We start from the raw sequence: 17,380 nt of genomic DNA, 5'->3' as shown, positions 1-17,380 counted from the left end.
GCAGCCGGCCGCAGCACTCCTGGACGCCGGCTTCACACGGACAGCTCCTGCTCGACCCAGATGGTCTTGCCGCTCTGGCCGTACCTACTCCCCCACCGGCGGCTCATTTGAGCCACCAGGAACAGGCCTCGGCCTCCTTCGTCGGAGGTACGGGCCCGTCGCATGCGGGGCTGTGTGTTGCTGGGATCCGTGACTTCGCAGCAGAGAAAATCGCCGCGGATCAGGCGCAGCCCCACGGGGCCACCCGCGTAACGCACGGCGTTCGTGACAAGTTCGCTGACGATCAGTTCGGTGACGAAGCTGATGTCCTCCAGCCCCCACTCCGCGAGCTTGGCTCCGGCCATCTCCCTGGCCGAAGAGACTGCTCGGGGGTCTGCCGGGAACTCCCAGTTGGCGACGTCTGCGGGCTCTACCGCCGACGTGCGCGCGAGCAGAAGGGCGGCGTCGTCCGACAGTGGGTGTTGGGCGGCCCCGCTCATCAGGTCCCGCGCAAGTGGCCGCAGATCGCCGGCTGAGCGGCAGTGCAGCGCAAGGCGGTCCGAGAGGTCACGCGTGCTGCTGTCGATGTCCGTGCCGTACCGGTTAAGCAGGCCGTCGGTGTACAGAGCGAGAACGCTGCCGGATGGCACGGCGACGGTAGTGGGTTCGAACGGCAGACCGCCGACACCGAGAGGTGGCCCGGGCCGCACATTCACCGGGGTCACATCCCCGCTCGGCAAGACCAGCAACGGTGGCGGATGGCCGGCCGAGGCAATCGTGCAGCGTTCCTCGACCGGGTCGTGCACAGCCACCAAGCAGGTCGCGCCGATGAAATCACGTTGTGACAGTTCCGCCTCGTCGGCGAGCCGGGAGACCAAGTCATCGAGATGAGCGAGCAGTTCGTCGGGCGACAGTTCCAGATCCGCCAGCGTCTGAACGGCGGTTCGGAGCCTTCCCATGGTCGCGGTGGCATGCAGTCCGTGACCGGTCACGTCCCCGACGACGAGGGCGGTTCGCAACGAGGGAAGATCGATCGCGTCGAACCAGTCACCGCCGATCTCGGCCCCACCCGCGGCGGGCAGGTACGCACCCGCGGTCTCCATGACCCGGGTGGCGGTGAACGCCTTCGGCAGCAGGCTCTCTTGTAGGGCAACGGCGGCCCGATGCTCGCGTGTGTATCGGCGGGCATTGTCCACGCCCAAGGCCGAGTGAGCCGCGATCTCGCTGAGCAGGCCGGCGTCCTCCTCCTCGAAGGGTTCGGCCCGTTCAGTACGCCAGGCCGTCACGACCCCCAGCACCAGGCCGCGCGCAAAGAGCGGAGCCACGATCATCGAGTGCCCCTGGCGAGGGGCCACGAGTCGCAGCCAAGGGTGATCGACCAGCGCTCGCTCCAGGGCTGCCCGGCCCACGATGATGGTGCGGCCCTCCTGGAGCTCACGGACCAGGGGCAGATCGGGGAAGTGAGGGATGGGCTCGCCCGGTTCGAGGAGTGCAGCGGGCCACGGGCCGGTCGCGATACGCATCGCGGCCCTCCGCAGATGCAGATCGCCGCCGCCGAACGTCTTCGGTGGCTCGTCTCCGGTGTAGATGGCGTCGGCGAGGTTGACCCAGGAGACGTCGGCGACGTCGGGAACCAGCATGTCGACGATCTCTTGGGCAGTCCGGTTGATGTCCAGTGTGCCGCCGATCCCCGCCGACGCCCGGTGGCGCAGCTCGCGCCGGCGATCGGCCTGCAAATGCTTGGTGGCGTCGGTGAAGAGGACGGCGACCCCCGTGGGCCTGCCATGCGTGTCCTCCGTTCGCAGGGCTGACACGGCAAGCGACCAGTCACCGTGTGGTGCCCGCGCAGACCGCACACGCTGCTCATGGGCGGCAAGGGGCACGCCCGTCTCCAGAACACCCCGCAGCGCCTCCTCCACGCCGGCGGCGTCGTCCGGGTGCATTACGTCGGAGAGCCGGCTGCCCACGGGAACCGTCAGACCAGCGACGGCACCGCCCACCTGGTTGGAGCGCACCACCGCGAGATCCTTGTCCCGAAGGATGAAACCGATGCGACTCTGGCTCAGCAGCGCCCGCGACAACGCCATGTCCCACTCGATCTCGGCGGCCCGATCGACGGCCACGGCCAGGATCAGGGACAGTCCGAGGGTCTTGTGCCTCTCGGTGCGATAGCGGACGGCGATGGGTTGCCCGGAGTCGTGGAGCAACTCGGCATCGCCGCCCCGGGGCAGCTCACCGCCGGCGAAGACATCGGGCTCGGCCAGCAGCCGGCCAACGGATCGCCGAAGGACCTCAGCGGCTGGACGCCCCAGCAGCCGTTCTGCGGCACGCGACCAACCGACCACGACGCCACGATCGTCGATCAGCGCGGTCGCCACCCCGGCCAGGACAGGACCGTTTCCCGTCCCGCTCACCTCCATGTGGTGTCACCACCTTTCGTGGGCCGGTGCCTCCATCATGTCGCGGTGCCCGACTCCTCGCTCTCCGGCGAGAGGATTCAGCTTCACTGGACCGGCATCCGGTTACAGTATACCTCTAAGCTAGCTTCACACGCCGTTTCGAAAGGAGGCTGCATGAGCCTGAAGAAGCGGGTGTTCGAGAGGTCGGAGTACGAGGCCGACTCTCGCGCCAACTTGCGCAGATTCGAGCCGGTCACGCGCATTCTGCGACGAGAGCAAGTGCGACGCCGCACCTCGACCGGCTGGAACTCCAAACGCAGTCCGGTGTCGAAGTGGAGAAACTCGGGGTTGGACCACGTCTGCCGTTCGACCGCGTCCCCGGGGTAGGACAGTCGGGCCCGACCGCCCTTGTCCAGCGTGTCGACCAACTGGTGCGCCGCGGCGGCCATCACGGCCACTGGCGACTCCTCTCCGGGCTCGGCCGGCCTCAGACGGTGATGCCCCTCACGCAGGGCCCCGTCCTCGGTGGCACCGACGTAGTCGTCCTTGTTGAGGCGCGACCGGTCCCGGACTATGTCACCGGTGAACGTGCCCTCGACTCGGCCGAGATCGCGGTAGTGGTACGCGTCGACGCCCTCATGCCGGCGACGCGCGGGTGATGAGCGGGGAAAGGTACTTGCGAGATGCAGCGGATGACAAGGAACACCCCTCTCACGCGTCAAGAGCCGGCTACGGCGAACAGAGCCAGGCCCTGTTCCGGCGGCCCAGGTGTGCTGTCCCGGCACGTTGGTGACACGCGTGCTGGGTGCTTGAACGGGTGAGGGCCTTCTGGGTTCGGTGTGGATTGCGACATCTTCACCGGCACACAGAAGGCCCTCATTCCCACCGTATTGCCCCGCTGACTCCAACGGGACGACTGCGTCTGGCCCGATGCGTCGTGGACGACTACTGGCCATTGCTCCGGGCCGCCGAACGTTCCCAGGTCAGCCACACCACCGCCATCCGCTGGGCGAGCCGCTACCGGCAACTGGGCGCCGAGGGTATGCGGGACCGCTGCAGCCGCCCGTACCACCAGCCCCTGAGCACCCCGGCCGCCCTTGAGGCACGGGTTGTCCGACTACGGCGCGAGCACCGCATCGGCCCGGTGCGACTGGCTGCCCGCTGCGGCATCGCCGCCTCTACCGCCCACCGCATCCTGCACCGCCATGGCCTGCCCTCCCTGGCCGCCTGCGACCGGGACACCGGCGAGCCCGTCCGCCGCTACGAACGCTCCCGGCCAGGCGAGCTGGTCCACATCGACGTCAAGAAACGCGGCCGCATCCCCGACGGCGGCGGGCACAAGATTCGTGGCCAAGCAGCCGGCAGCCCTAACGAGGACCACCGCAACGGAGCCGGACACGCCTACCTGCACACCGCCCTGGACGGCTACCCACGCCTGGCCTGTACCGAAGACCTGGCCGACGAAACCGCCGCCGCCTGCGCCGGCTTCCTGCAACGGGCCACTGCCTGGTTCGCTGCCCAGAACATCACCGTCGAACGCGTGCTGACGGACATAGCCTGGACCTACACGCTCGAGGAATGGGCCCACCAGCGGCCCTACACCTCCGACGGCGAACGGCAGGCAGTGTGGCGGCCAAAAACCCGCTAGCCGCGTCACGAAACTCTCCGAACAGCACACCTAGGCCCGTCGTTCGAGCACGCTGGTCGAGGTCGGGCCGGCCTCGACCTCGCACAGCGTGCGTCCCATGTTTTCCATCCAAGTGTCGATGGTGTGCGCCGCGTGGAGGCTGCCGGCGCGACAGTTGCGGGCGATCAGCTGCAGGGGCTGGCGTTTCATGATCGCGGATGCCCCTGACGCATGGAAGAGCATCTCAACCGCTGCGGCACAGGCGTCCCAGACATAAGCGACGTCGGTGTGGAACTGAACGATCTCCCGCTCCGTGGGGTCCAGGCCCTCGGCGTCGAGTCGGTCCAGTTCGGCCGCCGCGGCCTCGGCGACCCGTCCCGCCGCTCGGATCTGCGCGTGAGCGCGGCCCACGGTGAGATGGGTGATCGGAGCCTCGAGCTGCTTGGAGTAGATCGAATAAGGGATGCCCCGCTTCCCCAACCCGCTGAGAAAGATCTCCATGGCGTGATCGGCCATGCCGAGCGCCGTGCCGGTGCCGGTCACGATCGAGCGGGATATCCCCCCGCGGCGCGGCCCCACTCCTTGCTCGGTGGCCTCGGCGAGGCGGGCGTTGAGATCCCGAGGGGTGCTGAAGCGCTCGTCCGGGACGAACAACTCACCATCCGTCGCCATGGTCTGGCTGCCCGTGGCCGCAAGACCCATGGGATCCCAGTCATCCCGGGCGACGAGTGAGTCCTTCGGGACGAGAACCATGCCGACCTTGGCGTCGTCGGTCGCGTCATAGAAGACGGCGAGAAAGCCGTGGGAGGCGTGAACGCTGCCGGTGGCGAAGGGCCACGCGCCTTTGACCATCCATCCGCCGTCGACCTGGCGCGCGGTCCCGGACATGCGCCGGCTCGTGCCGCCCAGCGCGAAGGTGCGGTTACCGACCCACGGCGTCTCGTACACCGACGCCATGACCTCGTCGGCGAAGGAGAAGCTCCACAGGTTTCCTCCCGCGGCTGCCCACACCATCCAGGACGTCGCCCCGCATCCCGCGCCGAGAGCCCGGTAGATGGCATGGAGTTCGCGTGTCGTGAAGTCCGCACCGCCGTAGCGCCGCGGCGTGGTCAGGGTGAAGACACCGGCGGCGTCGAGACGTTCAATGCTCTCCTGGGGAACACGGCGCTCTCGCTCCGCGGCGGCCTGCTGCTCACGCAGCCAGGGCTGCATATCCTCGACGCGGGCCAGGATTTCCTGAGCCTGCGGCCGGTCGACGTCCGTTTTCGCGGTCATCGCCATAATTCCAATACCTCCTAGGTTGTCTTTTCCGGAGAAACTCGGATCAGACAGGCCATTCGCCACTTCCCAGCGGCGTACCGCTGAAGCCGGCAACCTTCTGGAGGCCGGGGTCCGTCCCGTCACGGCGTCCTACCGAGGCGTCGGGGTGATCGTCGAACCAGCCGTCCGCGGGGTACTTGTACATCCAGTCGACGAGCAGCCTGCGGCGGGCGATCAGCCACCGCCCGTCACGCAGTTCGAACCTGTCGAGGTAGCGGGCCCAGAGCTTGACCGTCTCGTTCTTCCACTGGTGCCGCTCCGAGCCCTGGTGGTCGGCCTGGAGGTAGGTCTCCACATGCGCGACGGCAGGACCGTCGAACTCGATGAGGCTGTTGCCGAGGAAGTGCATGGTCCGAACGAAGCGCGGCATCTCCCCCGTCAGGAATTCCACGAAACCGTCGACGGGACCGACGTGCAGGCTTTCCGGAAACTGCACCCACGCGTCCTCGTGAAATGCGCCGCGGACCAGGCTCATATCAACCCGGTCGAGACCGCGACAATAGCGCAGCAGTACGTCGTGGATTTCGGCTCGGGCGCTCAGTTCCTCGATATTCATCGCACTCTCCATTGCTGATTCGAGTGGTACTTCGTACGGGGTGATCCTGAAGGTCGCCTTATCAGGCAAGTACTGATCGGCGGTGGAGCCGCCTCCCTCTGCCTGGCGAGGCTCGGTCAGGCTTCCTTGGGCGGCAGGACCGGCAGCTGCAGGTAGCTCGGGTGCTCCGGGCCCGTGTAGATCGCGTTCCGGGCACCGTCGTGATACGACGCGTCGTACGCATGCCTGCTGCCGTGGCCGACACCGGTGAAGGGCTGGATGTCGATCCGGATACGGTGTCCGGCCCGCACCAGGCCCGTATTCGGGATGATCTCCACTTCCACGGGGACGACTTCGCCTCTGCTCAGCGGGGCGTGGTCGGCACGCAGATGGGTGTGCTTCGGCCGGAACTCGGTCGAACGCTCGGTGTCCAGCTTGCGGTGGGAGACCTTGAGCCATCCCTTGGCCAGAGGGTAGAGGTCAGTGGGGATGCCGGGAATGACCGCCGGACCGCAGAAGTCGACCTCGTGGTTGTTCTCGTCCAGCACCCGCACGGACGCGAAGAGGTCCATGTCCTCACTGGTGGAGGAGACCCACACGACGAGCTTGCTGTAGCCGGCGAGCACGGTGTCCGCCTCCAGCGGCGGGCTGACGAAGGTGGCACCGGGGCTGCAGGACGCGGTGGTCCACTCCTTCCGGCCGGCTATCGGCGCCGGCGGTACGACCGGTGCGGCCGGGTCGACCTCGGCCGAGTAGTCCACGGACCGCTCTGCATCGGGGACCGCGCGCCCGAGACTCAGCACGTTGTCGCAGGGAAGGCCCCCCTCCAGGTCGGAGGGCCGGGCGTCCAAGTACCACTTGACGTACTCGGTGCGGGCGATCGGCCACTCCTGCTCTTCCTGCAGGTACGAAGCACCGCGCCCGGTCCGGATTTCGAGGCGCACGGGCGGCTTGTCCATGATCCCGTTGTCGACGCCCTTGAGCCAGTGGTCGAAGAACGCCACGTGGTCCTCGACCGTGGAGGCTTGGTAGGACTTCATGAACCAGTCCTCCCAGAAGTCGATCTTCTTGTTCTTCGTGGGAGTGTTCAGGTACGTCTCGCTACTGCCGAGCTGGTGGAAGTTGGCAGGGTGCGTCGTCACGGCGACGGTCCACAGCGGCACCGAGACATCGCTGAGATCCGGATTCATCAGCACTTCGGACCGGGGACCGAAGACCAGGGCGGGGTCGGAGTCCTTGAAGGGATTGTCCTTGGCCATCGCCAGGAAATCCTTGGCGTCGACCTCACCGCAGATCGCGGGTGCGATGCCCTTCTGGAACCACATGGGGAAGAACTCCTCGTTGAGGATCCCTCCCGTGTAGACGACTTCCTCGTAGAGGTCGGCGTCCGTCCCGATCGCGATCATCGCCTTGAGGTGCGGCGGCCGCAGGCTCGCCACGGCGTGCTGGTTGACCGCGTAGTACGACATGCCCCACAGCCCGACGTTCCCGTTGGACCACTGCTGTACCCCGGCCCACTCGATGGCGTCGTAGAACGCCTCCGCCTCGTCGATGCCCCAGATTCCCAGGGTGCCCGGGCTCTTGCCGGCGCCTGGGCCGTCGACGCGCACGACCGCGTAGTCCCGAGGGATCCAGGTCACCGTGTTGACGGTCTCGTGGTTCTCGTACTCGTACCCGTTGGGGTTGCCCAGGAAGTACCGCTCCTCCATCAGCTCGTGCTTCTCGGCGTCCTCTTCGCCGCAGATCGAGTGGTGGACGAAGGCCCTGCCGTAGACGCCGCAGTTCATGATCACGGGGACGGGGCCCCCGTGATCGGGACGGTAGACGTCGGCGTAGACGAACGACCCGTTCCGTGTAGGGATCTTGACGTCGCGGTACCGACGGATGCCAAGGACGTTGCGCCGGATTTCGTTGCGGGCTGCGGCCGCCGACCTCAGCTTGCGCGGTGTGGCATCGGTGAAGGCCTTCGCCTGGTTCAGATCGTCGAGCAGGACCGTGACCGCCGGGTCGTCGGTGAACGCCTGGATGAGGTCGGCCGGCCCGGGCGCCAACGTCGTCTGATTGCGGAAGTTGATGACGCGGTCGCCGACCAGCGTGTGGATCTCCGGCGTCAGCGTGATCCCGTCGTCGAGGTTGCCGTCCCGGTCCAGTGTCTGGAGAAAGCGGGCGATGTTCGTCAGCCCCGGGTCGGCCAGTTTGTCCAGGTTGCCGTCGACCCTCGCGACGATGTCGGCGACGGTGAGACGTTCAGCGCCGCGCGCCGCACCGAGCAGGACGGCACCGACGAAGAAGGCGATGGTCTCGCCGTCCCGGTACTCGAAGGTCCCGTTCCCATCCGTGAAGCCCGAGCACGTGGGAGTCTCGAATCGCAGGCCGGCGACCGGTCCTGCGAACCTTCCCTTACACAGCATGGAGTCCTGCTTTCGGAGTCGTGCACAGGAGCCGCGGGCCTTGATCGCTCAACGCCACGGGCCTCGTGCCGAGGGACTGCATCATGACGGTGGCGGTCCTGCTACGGATTGAGCCCTCTTGTCCTGATCTATCGCGGGGCCACACCACCCACGAGATCTCGATTTAACCACCCGTATGTTTCGGGTGCTTCTGAGCCTGCTAGGCCTCCGTCCCCATGTCAAGAGCTAGAATCCTTCGCATGTATTCGCGACCACCTGGCTTGGCCAAGAGTCTCGCCTCGGACATCGAGCAGATGATCGACAACCGGGGTCTGCGCCCTGGTGAGCGCATAGCCACCATGGAGGAACTGCGGGAGCAGACCGGGTACGGCAGGGCGACCATCGGCGAGACGGTCCGGTTGCTCACCGAACGCGGGAGCGCGGAGGTGCGCCCAGGACGCGGAGGCGGGCTTTTCGTCGCACAGGTCAGTCCAGTGGTCCGGTTGCGTCAGACGCTGCTGAGGGTGCCGCAGGGAGCTACGACGGTCGCGGACGCGATCGCCGTGCGTGACTCGTTGGAGGAACTCATCGCGCTCGAGGCGGCTCGGGGCCGGACGGATCGGGACGCCGAGGACCTCGAAGCGTGCCTCGACGCGCTGCGCGACGCCCGAAGCGATCTGGAGCGCTTCCTCCAGGCCAACTGGGCCCTGCACGAACGCATCGCCGCGATCACCCGCAACCACCTGGCCCGTGCCATGTATGTGGGCACGATGCAGTGCATCGCGGAACTGACGGTCCGTGCCGACCGTGAGGCCGATTCGACTCCGACTGACTACCTGGACCAGCGCCTTGCCGTACACGAGGAGCTGGTGGCGGCGATCACGCTCGGCGACGAGGACCGTACGAGAGCGGCGGTGGAAGCGCACCGGGCCGGGGCTGAGTCCGGCTTGCTGGACGGCTGCTCGGGGCTGGGTCCCGTCGGCGCGGACCAGCCACGCACAGCGGCTCACGCCGACGTCGGGGACTCCGGTTCCGCCGTTGCTGTCGACGACGAGCAGATCTCCGTCCTTCGACGTGAGAACGAGGAGCTGCGCCAGGCGAACGCGATCCTGAAGAGTGCGTCCGCTCTCTTCGCCGCAGAGCTCAACCGCGCGGAGCGATGACTTTCGGGGACAGCTGATCGACATGACTTCGCCCCCCTACGGCTGGACCGGTACATAGCGGCCACCGGCGGCATGGGAAGGCTTGATGCGTCCCTGCCGGTCGGCGACGAGGATCAGGAAGACTCCAGCGACGACCCAGACAGTGAGGACAAGGGCGGGTAGAACGCCCCCTTGGCCGTCGAAGAACGCGTTGGCGCGCAGGAGACTGCCGGCGGCACCCGGCGGCAGCAGCTGACCGAGCGTGGACCAGCCGCTAGGGAGCCAGTGAGGTCCGCTGGCCAGGCCGGACAGCGGATTGCCAAGAAGCATCACGAGTGCCCCACCGAGAGCGAGGCCGGCGACTCCGAGGCAGGCTTGCAGCCCGATCAGCGTCGTGGACAGCGCGGTCAAGCCCAGCACGAGCCCAAGGGCAGTAAGCCCGTAGTCACCGTCGACGGACTGTGTGACGAACTGAAGGAAGGCGGCCACGACGGCCCCCGTCAGGAGCGAGAACAGCAGAGCCCCTGACAGACGGGTCCGCAGACCGCGGTGCCCTGGAAATATGGCATTCAGGAACAGTGTCGGGAACATGCCGCCGAAGATCATGGGCAAGAGCGCGGCGGCAATTCCCGCGCCGCGCGGGTCGTCCTCGGTGAACGGCACCAGGTCATGAACGGCGGCTCGGGCCCCCTGCTCCGCGGCGACGCGGTTTCCCAGTTCAGTGATCGCACCGGTGACTGAGGGGCCACCGGCGGTCGCCGTGCAAACGTCGACACCCTGAGCAGTGAAGGCGAGTCCGCCGTCGATGTCGCGCGATTCGACCGCGGATTTGACAGCAGCGGAGGTCTCGTACTGGCGAACTTCCCATGCGTGCCGGTCGAGCTTCTCCTGGAAAGCCTCGGTGAACTGCGGAGGACCCGTCACCCCGATCGGGACGTGATGCGGACCGCTGTGAATCGGGGGCAGTGCGAACGCGCACAGTGTCAAGGTGACCAGGGCAGTCAAGCCCAGGACCACTTGAGCAAGCTTGCGTCCAAAGTTGGACGTGGCAGAGTGCTTGGTCATGAGGAGTCTTTCTGAGCACCACGCACCACAGGAAGGGCTCGGCGTTCGCAGACGCGCACCATATCCTGGACTGATACTCGATTAGATAGTACATTAAACCACATGCCACGTACCAACGAGTCCCAGACCGCTGAATCATTCGACGTTCCCCAGGAAGTCATCGACGCCACGCTCCGAGCCGCGGCCGCACAAGGCGTGCCAGCAGCAGATGTGACCCTGCGCGACATCGCCCTGGAAGCCGGAATCTCCCGCAGCACACTGCTGCGTCGACTGGGTGGCACCCGGCACACCCTGGACAAGGCCCTGCAGGCCGCCGGCATCGCCTCTGGGGCACGAAAGCCGGTGAGAGAGCGCGCCATCGAGGCCACAGCGGATCTGATCAGCACACAGGGACTGGGGACAGTCACCTTCGAGCGCGTGGCATCATCAGCCGCGTGCTCCGTGCCGAGCCTCTACGTGACCTTCGGGGGGCGAGACGAGCTCCTGCGCGCCGTGTTCGAGCGCTATAGCCCCATCGTCGACGTGGAGGCGCTCCTGGCCGGGCCGCGCGGCGACCTGGAGGACACCGTTCGTCGGTTCTACCAACTGCTCGTGGACGCTTTGCAGCGAGAGCCGCGCGTCCTGCCGGCCCTCCTGGCGGAAGTCTTCGCGCGACCCGGTGACGCGAATGTACAGATGGTCTTCCAGTCCGTAACCCCTCGCCTGCTGGCGGGCGTGGGATCGTGGCTGGCTGAGGAGGCCGCAGCGGGCCGTATTCGTGAGATGCCCCTTCTCCTGCTCACGCAGCAGATGACCAGCCCCATCTTCCTGCATTTCCTGCTGCGCCCCGTGACCGGCCTGGTCCACGACATCGACCTGCCTACGACGGACGAAGCGATCGAAACCTTCACCCAGGCCTTCCTCCGGGTCGTCGCCCTCCCGTCACCTTCATCCGGGGACGGAGAATGAGCACATGGGGCGTCAGTGCAGGCTGCGGGGGAAAAGGCATCCGGTCCGAGTCAGCGATACCTCGTCGTCACCAAGCCCTCACTCACGGAGCCGTGCGGTCAGCGCCTCCACTGTCGCGGCCGCGTCTCGCACGGTGCATCGAGGCCCACGGCACACCAGCACATGACGGCCGCGGCCACTCGTCGTATCCACGAACGGGCAGGGGCCACACTCCCTCCGCTGGGCGCGGTGACAAGGCGCACCTGAGAGCCCCGGGCGCTCTCGGCCAGTTCGTCGACCACTTGGTGCAAGGTGGGCGTGCTCAGCTGCAGGTGGGTGACGCGTGCCCCGATCTCGTCGGCCAGATTCCGCAGGTCTGTGTCGCGCGACGAGGCGTCAACGCCGAGTCCGACGAGCACCAGTTGGCCGAGGCGTTCCGGTGATCACGATGGCTGCGACACCGAAAGTCTTACGCATAGTTTCGGCTGTCATAACCTCAGCCGGGGGTGCCCTGCGCGAGGATTCGCCCGGAACGCATCGCGATCAGATGGTGTGCGTAGCGGCTGGCAGGACGTCGAGCTACTGATCTTTTCGTAAGTCGGCCAGCGTGTTCGGAGTCCACCGACCGCGGCTCCATGTCCTGACCCTGCCGCGGAGCCAAGGTCAGGACCGTACTTCTTCCGATCACAGCCTGCTGTTGCCTGTCAGGGCCTGCCTCTCAAATTGCCTGTGTCCAGGATGTGTTGACGGTGAGGCGGCCGATGCCCGGCTCGCCGCCCATCCGAGTAGGAAGCCCACCGGGATGGACACCAGCCCGGTCGTCTCCAGTGGGAACCAGGCGAAGTCGACGCCGGGCAGTATCGAATCGGGCGTTCCCGAGACGGCCGGTCCGAAGAGTTGCAGCACCACGCAGCAGGCGAGCCCGCCGTAGACACTCCAGAGCATGCCGGCGCGTGTGTAGCCGGGCCAGAACAAGCCGAGGACGAGCGCGGGGAAGATGGCTGCTGCCGCGGCGCCGACGGCGAAGTACGAAAGGAAGCCCACGCTCTTGCCCTGCAGTGCGACCGCGAGCACCACGGCAAGCGCGCCAACGGCCCCGCTGGACCAGCGCATCGCCCAGATCTCGCTCGTCATCGAGCGCTTGCGCCCAACGGTCGGAGCGTAGATGTCATGCGCGAGCGACGCCGCCGACGACAAGGTCAGTGAGGCCACGACGGTCAGACTGGTAAGGAAGATCATGGAGACCGTCAGAGCGAGTATGGCGCCACCGCTGGACCCGTCGGCAGCCAACTGCAAGGCCAGCAGCGGGACCGCGGCCAGGCCTTCCGGGTCGGCCGCGGAGATGCCTTGCGCTCCCACAAGTGCGCGCGCACCCAAACCCACCAGCACGGCCAGCCCGGAGAAGACGGTGACCAGACCGATGGCGTACTTGACCGTGCGGCGCGCGGAATCGGCCTGTTCGGAGGCCTTGAGCCGCATCAGTATGTGCGGGGCCACTCCGGCTCCGAGCACCACAGTGATCTGCGCCGAGAGTTGGGACAGAGTGCCGGAGGCTCCGCCATGGTGCAGAGGGCCGGTTTCGTCGCCGGCCGCGGACCCCGTGGCCCCGCGGCCGGCCGCGTCGAGCAGGAGGTTGGGGCTCCAACCGAACTTGTCCAGCACCTGGCCGGCCAGCACGGCCATCGCGAGGAGCAGCACGATCGTCTTGATCGCCTGGAGAATGCTGTTGCCCCGCATCCCGTTGAGGGAGGAGGCGCAAATCATGATGCCTCCGATGAGCGCGGTGCAGAGTTGTGCCGCCGCACCGAGATCGGAGAGCCCCAGCAGGAAGGACACGGCCGCGCCCGCCACGACCAGCTGTACGACCATGAGGGGCAAGCAGAAGCAGAGCGTCGCCACTGTTCCGGCGACCCGCGCCCGCGTACCGGGGAAGCGCTCGCTCCACGTGTCGCCGAGCGTGAATCGGCCGACGTTGCGCAGTGGTTGGGCGAGGAGTAGCAGAACTCCGAGAGCCGCGACGCCGCTGACGGCCATGGCCATGCCGTCGTGCGCGGCGAGTGCCACCAGGCCTGTGACGCTCAGCAGGGTGATGACGGAGATGTAGTCTCCGGTCAGGGCGAGGGCGTTGCGCACGGGCCGCAGTGACCTGCCGGCCACGTAGACGTCGGTGGTGTCATCGGGGTCCCCCGCTCCGTGGAGCAGATACAGAAGTACGGCCAGGCAGACGACCAGGAGGAATGCCACCAGCGGTGCGGCGCCCAAGGCCTCTGCGGCCTGGAACTGCTCGGCTCGGTATCTCATCGGTACTCTCCGCCCGCTGGGAACGAGACGGAGGCCTGGCCGTGGGTCCACTGCTGGTGGGCCTCGCGCTGACTGCGGTCAAGTCGCCCCGAAGAGGCGAGTAGCAGACCGGCCTGTGCCGCGAACAGCACCATGCCGACCGTCAGTTCACCCAAGATCTCCGTGCCCACCGGCAGTCCGGCAAGAGTGGGAGCTCCTACGGCCACCACCCACGCCAAGGCGTTGACGACGACGAAACGCTTGCGCGAACGTGCGACGGCGGCGCGCAGGACGGCGAAGGCGTGGTCGTCCTGACTCGGACGGGGTGATGGCGCATAAGCAGGCCTCACCTCGAAGAATGAGTGCCCGGATGGTTCCATCATGTCTCCTGATCGTGCTCAAGGGAGAACCGGCCGGGGATGCGCCGGCAGGGGCGAGCGACGGCGGACGATCGGTGTCGAACGTGACAGCGATCGGCTGCGGTCAGTGAATGCGGCTGGAAGCGGCGCGGTCCGCGGGATCGGGCGGCACTACACGCAGAAAGCCGTGGGCACAAGGAAGGGTCACGCCTTCTTTCAGCGGTGCCCTGCGAGCAGCATGCCGGTTACCAGGCGTCAGTGCCAATACCCGCGTGGTGATTACGAGCAAGCTGTTACATCGCATATGCCTTGGAGCTCGTGAGGCGCCCGGTCGGGCCGCTCGCCAGCTCATCGAACCTGGACCAGGACTCGGTTACAAGCTACATTCATCAAAGTGTCACGCGGCGAGTCAGTGATCGGGGATCCTCTCGTGCGCGCAAGAAGATCTGCGGGCCCTCACAGGGCAGAAAGAGAGCAGACATGTCGGCATCACGGGACGCCGAAGCAGCCGTCGACGGTACGGCGATCGCCAGCCTCGCGAAGGAAGTACGCAGGTTCGCACCGCCCGCCGACCTGGCCGCGAGCGCCAATGTCACGGCGGAGGCGTACGAACAGGCCAAGGCCGACCGGCTCGGCTTCTGGGCCGAGCAGGCCCGCCGGCTGAGCTGGGCCGAGGAGCCGACCGAGACCCTGGACTGGTCGAACCCGCCGTTCGCCAAGTGGTTCAAGGACGGCAAGCTCAACGTCGCCTACAACTGCGTGGACCGGCACGTGGAGGCCGGGAACGGCGACCGGGTCGCCATCCACTTCGAGGGCGAGTCCGGCGACAGCCGCGCCATCACCTACGGCCAGCTCAAGGACGAGGTCTCCAAGGCCGCCAACGCCCTGCTGGAGCTGGGCGTGCGCAAGGGCGACCGGGTCGCCGTCTACATGCCGATGATCCCGGAGACGGCGATCGCGATGCTGGCCTGCGCCCGGATCGGCGCCGCCCACTCGGTGGTCTTCGGCGGCTTCTCCGCCGACGCCCTCGCCACCCGCATCCAGGACGCCGACGCCCGGGTCGTCATCACCGCCGACGGCGGCTACCGGCGCGGCAAGCCGTCCGCGCTCAAGCCGGCCGTCGACGAGGCCGCCGAGCGCGCCGGCATCGTCGAGCACGTACTCGTCGTCCGCCGCACCGGCCAGGACGTCGCCTGGGACGACTCCCGCGACAAGTGGTGGCACGAGACCGTCGAGCGGCAGTCCGCCGAGCACACGCCGGAGGCGTTCGAGGCGGAGCACCCGCTGTTCATCCTGTACACGTCCGGTACGACGGGTAAGCCCAAGGGCATCCTGCACACCTCCGGCGGCTACCTCACGCAGACGGCGTACACGCACTGGGCGGTCTTCGACCTCAAGCCGGCCACCGACGTCTTCTGGTGCACCGCCGACGTCGGCTGGGTCACCGGACACTCGTACATCGTCTACGGCCCGCTCGCCAACGGCGCGACGCAGGTCATGTACGAGGGCACCCCGGACACCCCGCACCAGGGCCGCTTCTGGGAGATCGTGCAGAAGTACAAGGTCTCCATCCTCTACACCGCACCCACCGCGATCCGGACGTTCATGAAGTGGGGCGACGACATCCCCGCGAAGTTCGACCTGTCGTCCCTGCGCGTCCTCGGCTCGGTCGGCGAACCGATCAACCCCGAGGCCTGGGTCTGGTACCGCAAGAACATCGGCGCCGACGCCACCCCGGTCGTCGACACCTGGTGGCAGACCGAGACCGGCGCGATGATGATCACGCCGCTGCCCGGCGTCACGGAGGCCAAGCCGGGCTCCGCCCAGCGCGCGCTGCCCGGCATCTGTGCCACCGTCGTCGACGACGAGGCCAATGAAGTGCCGAACGGCGGTGGCGGCTACCTCGTCCTCACCGAGCCGTGGCCGTCGATGCTGCGCACCATCTGGGGCGACGACCAGCGGTTCATCGACACGTACTGGTCGCGCTTCGAGGGCAAGTACTTCGCGGGCGACGGCGCCAAGAAGGACGACGACGGCGACATCTGGCTGCTGGGCCGCGTGGACGACGTGATGCTCGTCTCCGGGCACAACATCTCCACCACCGAGGTCGAATCCGCCCTCGTCTCCCACCCGTCGGTCGCCGAGGCGGCCGTGGTCGGCGCGGCGGACGAGACGACCGGGCAGGCCATCGTGGCCTTCGTGATCCTGCGCGGCTCGGCGGCGGAGACCGAGACCCTGGTCGCCGACCTACGCAACCACGTCGGCGCCACCCTCGGCCCGATCGCCAAGCCCAAGCGGATCCTGCCGGTGGCGGAACTGCCCAAGACCCGCTCCGGCAAGATCATGCGCCGCCTGCTCCGCGACGTCGCGGAGAACCGGCAGCTCGGAGACGTCACCACCCTGACCGACTCCACCGTCATGGACCTCATCCAGACGAAGCTCCCGACGGCGTCCAACGAAGACTGACCGGTCTCCGTGGCAGGGCCCCGGGAGCGGCTACTGCACGCCGGCCGCGGCCAGGGCCCTGCGGATGCGAACGGGCTCGTAGGAGGGTGCGGAGATCGACAGGACGACGAGAGCGGTGCGGGCCAGATGGGCCGCCAGAGCGTGCGAGGCGGCCGTCGCGTCACCCGCCTTCACCGCCTCGGCGATCGTGCGGTGCTGCGTGCTCGTCTCCGCCTGCCACTCGAGCGGATTCCAGGAGACGAAGGCCAGGCGATAGCGCGTGGCGTGGTCCGAGAGCAGGGTCAGTTCGCGTTCGAGGCGCGGGCCCGACGGGTGCACCAGTGCGCGGTGGAACTGCTCGTGCGGGCATTCCCACTGCTCGACGTCTCCCGTGCGCGCTGTCTCGTCCATCTCCTTGAGCAGCTGGTCCAGTTGCTGGAAATCTGCCTCGCCCATCCGGGGAACCGCGATGCCGATCGCGAGCGCTTCGAGACTGATGCGCATCGCGTACAGCTCATCGAGATCCTCATTGCTGAACGTCGTCACACGGGCGCGGTGCTGCGACTCCTGCTGGACGAACCCTTCACGCTGCAGGATCCTGAGCGCTTCGCGCAGGGGACCGCGGCTCACCCCCATTTGCCGGGCCAGAGCGACCTGTGACAGCGGGTCGCCCGGTCGCAGATCGCCGTGCATGATCGCACGCCGCAGCGTGTGGTGGGCTCTGCTCACCTCGTCGGGGTGGGCGAGGCCGTCCACCTCGACTGGCTGTGCCGTCATACTTTGCCGACCTTTCGTGCGTTCCCAGATGATGTTCGGGTTTCTCGGGGCCGCTCGGATGAGCCGCGCACACACAACCGTAGCCGACGTCGGGCATCAGGCTGCCGACACTTTTCGTGATCCTTGGCCGGAGGT

At 67.3% G+C, this 17,380-nt stretch carries 12 protein-coding genes and 1 pseudogene; 4 read left to right on the top strand and 9 right to left on the bottom strand.

Annotated elements, in window-relative coordinates; genetic code table 11:
• Positions 1-32: 32 nt before the first annotated feature.
• Positions 33-2,399, bottom strand: coding sequence for a SpoIIE family protein phosphatase (locus ACFCZF_RS07220; RefSeq protein ID WP_376670814.1), 2,367 nt, complete (start codon positions 2,397-2,399; stop codon positions 33-35).
• 83 nt (positions 2,400-2,482) lie between these two features.
• A complete protein-coding gene (locus tag ACFCZF_RS07215; RefSeq protein ID WP_376670813.1) occupies positions 2,483-3,334 on the bottom strand; it encodes a DUF3500 domain-containing protein in 852 nt (283 codons plus the stop codon).
• Between ACFCZF_RS07215 and ACFCZF_RS07210 the strand changes: the two are divergent.
• A pseudogene (locus tag ACFCZF_RS07210) lies at positions 3,223-4,060 on the top strand (leucine zipper domain-containing protein). The gene ACFCZF_RS07215 and the pseudogene ACFCZF_RS07210 overlap by 112 nt on opposite strands.
• Here ACFCZF_RS07210 and ACFCZF_RS07205 read toward each other — a convergent pair.
• From ACFCZF_RS07205 to ACFCZF_RS07195, 3 genes are all read right to left on the bottom strand, one after another.
• The gene (locus ACFCZF_RS07205; RefSeq protein ID WP_376670812.1) at positions 4,057-5,286 is read right to left on the bottom strand and encodes an acyl-CoA dehydrogenase family protein; all 1,230 of its coding nucleotides are present in this window, start codon (positions 5,284-5,286) and stop codon (positions 4,057-4,059) included. The pseudogene ACFCZF_RS07210 and the gene ACFCZF_RS07205 overlap by 4 nt on opposite strands.
• Positions 5,287-5,329: 43 nt before the next feature.
• Positions 5,330-5,881 carry a nuclear transport factor 2 family protein gene (locus ACFCZF_RS07200; RefSeq protein ID WP_375912258.1) on the bottom strand — a complete coding sequence of 184 codons (552 nt, stop codon included), beginning with the start codon at positions 5,879-5,881 and terminating at the stop codon, positions 5,330-5,332.
• Positions 5,882-5,997: 116 nt separating this feature from the next.
• Positions 5,998-8,271 carry a CocE/NonD family hydrolase gene (locus ACFCZF_RS07195; RefSeq protein WP_376670811.1) on the bottom strand — a complete coding sequence of 758 codons (2,274 nt, stop codon included), beginning with the start codon at positions 8,269-8,271 and terminating at the stop codon, positions 5,998-6,000.
• Between the two features lie 239 nt (positions 8,272-8,510).
• Here ACFCZF_RS07195 and ACFCZF_RS07190 point away from each other — a divergent pair, with 239 nt between their 5' ends.
• Positions 8,511-9,413 carry a FadR/GntR family transcriptional regulator gene (locus ACFCZF_RS07190; RefSeq protein WP_376670810.1) on the top strand — a complete coding sequence of 301 codons (903 nt, stop codon included), beginning with the start codon at positions 8,511-8,513 and terminating at the stop codon, positions 9,411-9,413.
• A gap of 36 nt (positions 9,414-9,449) precedes the next feature.
• On the opposite strand, the gene ACFCZF_RS07185 is transcribed toward ACFCZF_RS07190, so the two are convergent.
• Entirely contained in the window at positions 9,450-10,457 is a 1,008-nt protein-coding gene (locus tag ACFCZF_RS07185) for a hypothetical protein (protein WP_376670809.1), read from the bottom strand.
• Positions 10,458-10,559: 102 nt separating this feature from the next.
• Here ACFCZF_RS07185 and ACFCZF_RS07180 point away from each other — a divergent pair, with 102 nt between their 5' ends.
• Positions 10,560-11,405, top strand: coding sequence for a TetR/AcrR family transcriptional regulator (locus tag ACFCZF_RS07180; RefSeq protein WP_376670808.1), 846 nt, complete (start codon positions 10,560-10,562; stop codon positions 11,403-11,405).
• 663 nt (positions 11,406-12,068) lie between these two features.
• Here the strand turns inward: ACFCZF_RS07180 and ACFCZF_RS07175 are convergent.
• Together ACFCZF_RS07175 and ACFCZF_RS07170 are read right to left on the bottom strand one after the other, a co-directional pair.
• Complete coding sequence (locus ACFCZF_RS07175; protein WP_376670807.1) at positions 12,069-13,685, bottom strand: cation acetate symporter; 1,617 nt, start codon at positions 13,683-13,685, stop codon at positions 12,069-12,071.
• Complete coding sequence (locus ACFCZF_RS07170) at positions 13,682-14,047, bottom strand: hypothetical protein (protein ID WP_376670806.1); 366 nt, start codon at positions 14,045-14,047, stop codon at positions 13,682-13,684. The genes ACFCZF_RS07175 and ACFCZF_RS07170 overlap by 4 nt, the downstream gene beginning before the upstream one ends.
• A gap of 456 nt (positions 14,048-14,503) precedes the next feature.
• Between ACFCZF_RS07170 and acs the strand changes: the two genes are divergently transcribed.
• The gene (gene acs, locus ACFCZF_RS07165) at positions 14,504-16,489 is read left to right on the top strand and encodes an acetate--CoA ligase (protein ID WP_376670805.1); all 1,986 of its coding nucleotides are present in this window, start codon (positions 14,504-14,506) and stop codon (positions 16,487-16,489) included.
• Positions 16,490-16,519: 30 nt separating this feature from the next.
• Here the strand turns inward: acs and ACFCZF_RS07160 are convergent, their stop codons facing one another.
• Positions 16,520-17,245, bottom strand: coding sequence for a GntR family transcriptional regulator (locus ACFCZF_RS07160; protein WP_375916349.1), 726 nt, complete (start codon positions 17,243-17,245; stop codon positions 16,520-16,522).
• Positions 17,246-17,380 lie beyond the last annotated feature (135 nt).

Source organism: Streptomyces sp. NPDC056296 (assembly GCF_042268605.1).
Taxonomy (GTDB): Bacteria; Actinomycetota; Actinomycetes; order Streptomycetales; family Streptomycetaceae; genus Streptomyces.
This window is presented reverse-complemented; position numbering and strand designations above follow the sequence as displayed.

Excerpts from the sequence above, each read along its gene's own strand:
- ACFCZF_RS07220 (WP_376670814.1), bottom strand. The coding sequence starts at position 2,399 with ATGGAGGTGAGCGGGACGGGAAACGGTCCTGTCCTGGCCGGGGTGGCG.
- ACFCZF_RS07215 (WP_376670813.1), bottom strand. The coding sequence starts at position 3,334 with ATGGCCAGTAGTCGTCCACGACGCATCGGGCCAGACGCAGTCGTCCCG.
- ACFCZF_RS07205 (WP_376670812.1), bottom strand. The coding sequence starts at position 5,286 with ATGGCGATGACCGCGAAAACGGACGTCGACCGGCCGCAGGCTCAGGAA.
- ACFCZF_RS07200 (WP_375912258.1), bottom strand. The coding sequence starts at position 5,881 with ATGAATATCGAGGAACTGAGCGCCCGAGCCGAAATCCACGACGTACTG.
- ACFCZF_RS07195 (WP_376670811.1), bottom strand. The coding sequence starts at position 8,271 with ATGCTGTGTAAGGGAAGGTTCGCAGGACCGGTCGCCGGCCTGCGATTC.
- ACFCZF_RS07190 (WP_376670810.1), top strand. The coding sequence starts at position 8,511 with ATGTATTCGCGACCACCTGGCTTGGCCAAGAGTCTCGCCTCGGACATC.
- ACFCZF_RS07185 (WP_376670809.1), bottom strand. The coding sequence starts at position 10,457 with ATGACCAAGCACTCTGCCACGTCCAACTTTGGACGCAAGCTTGCTCAA.
- ACFCZF_RS07180 (WP_376670808.1), top strand. The coding sequence starts at position 10,560 with ATGCCACGTACCAACGAGTCCCAGACCGCTGAATCATTCGACGTTCCC.
- ACFCZF_RS07175 (WP_376670807.1), bottom strand. The coding sequence starts at position 13,685 with ATGAGATACCGAGCCGAGCAGTTCCAGGCCGCAGAGGCCTTGGGCGCC.
- ACFCZF_RS07170 (WP_376670806.1), bottom strand. The coding sequence starts at position 14,047 with ATGATGGAACCATCCGGGCACTCATTCTTCGAGGTGAGGCCTGCTTAT.
- acs (WP_376670805.1), top strand. The coding sequence starts at position 14,504 with ATGTCGGCATCACGGGACGCCGAAGCAGCCGTCGACGGTACGGCGATC.
- ACFCZF_RS07160 (WP_375916349.1), bottom strand. The coding sequence starts at position 17,245 with ATGACGGCACAGCCAGTCGAGGTGGACGGCCTCGCCCACCCCGACGAG.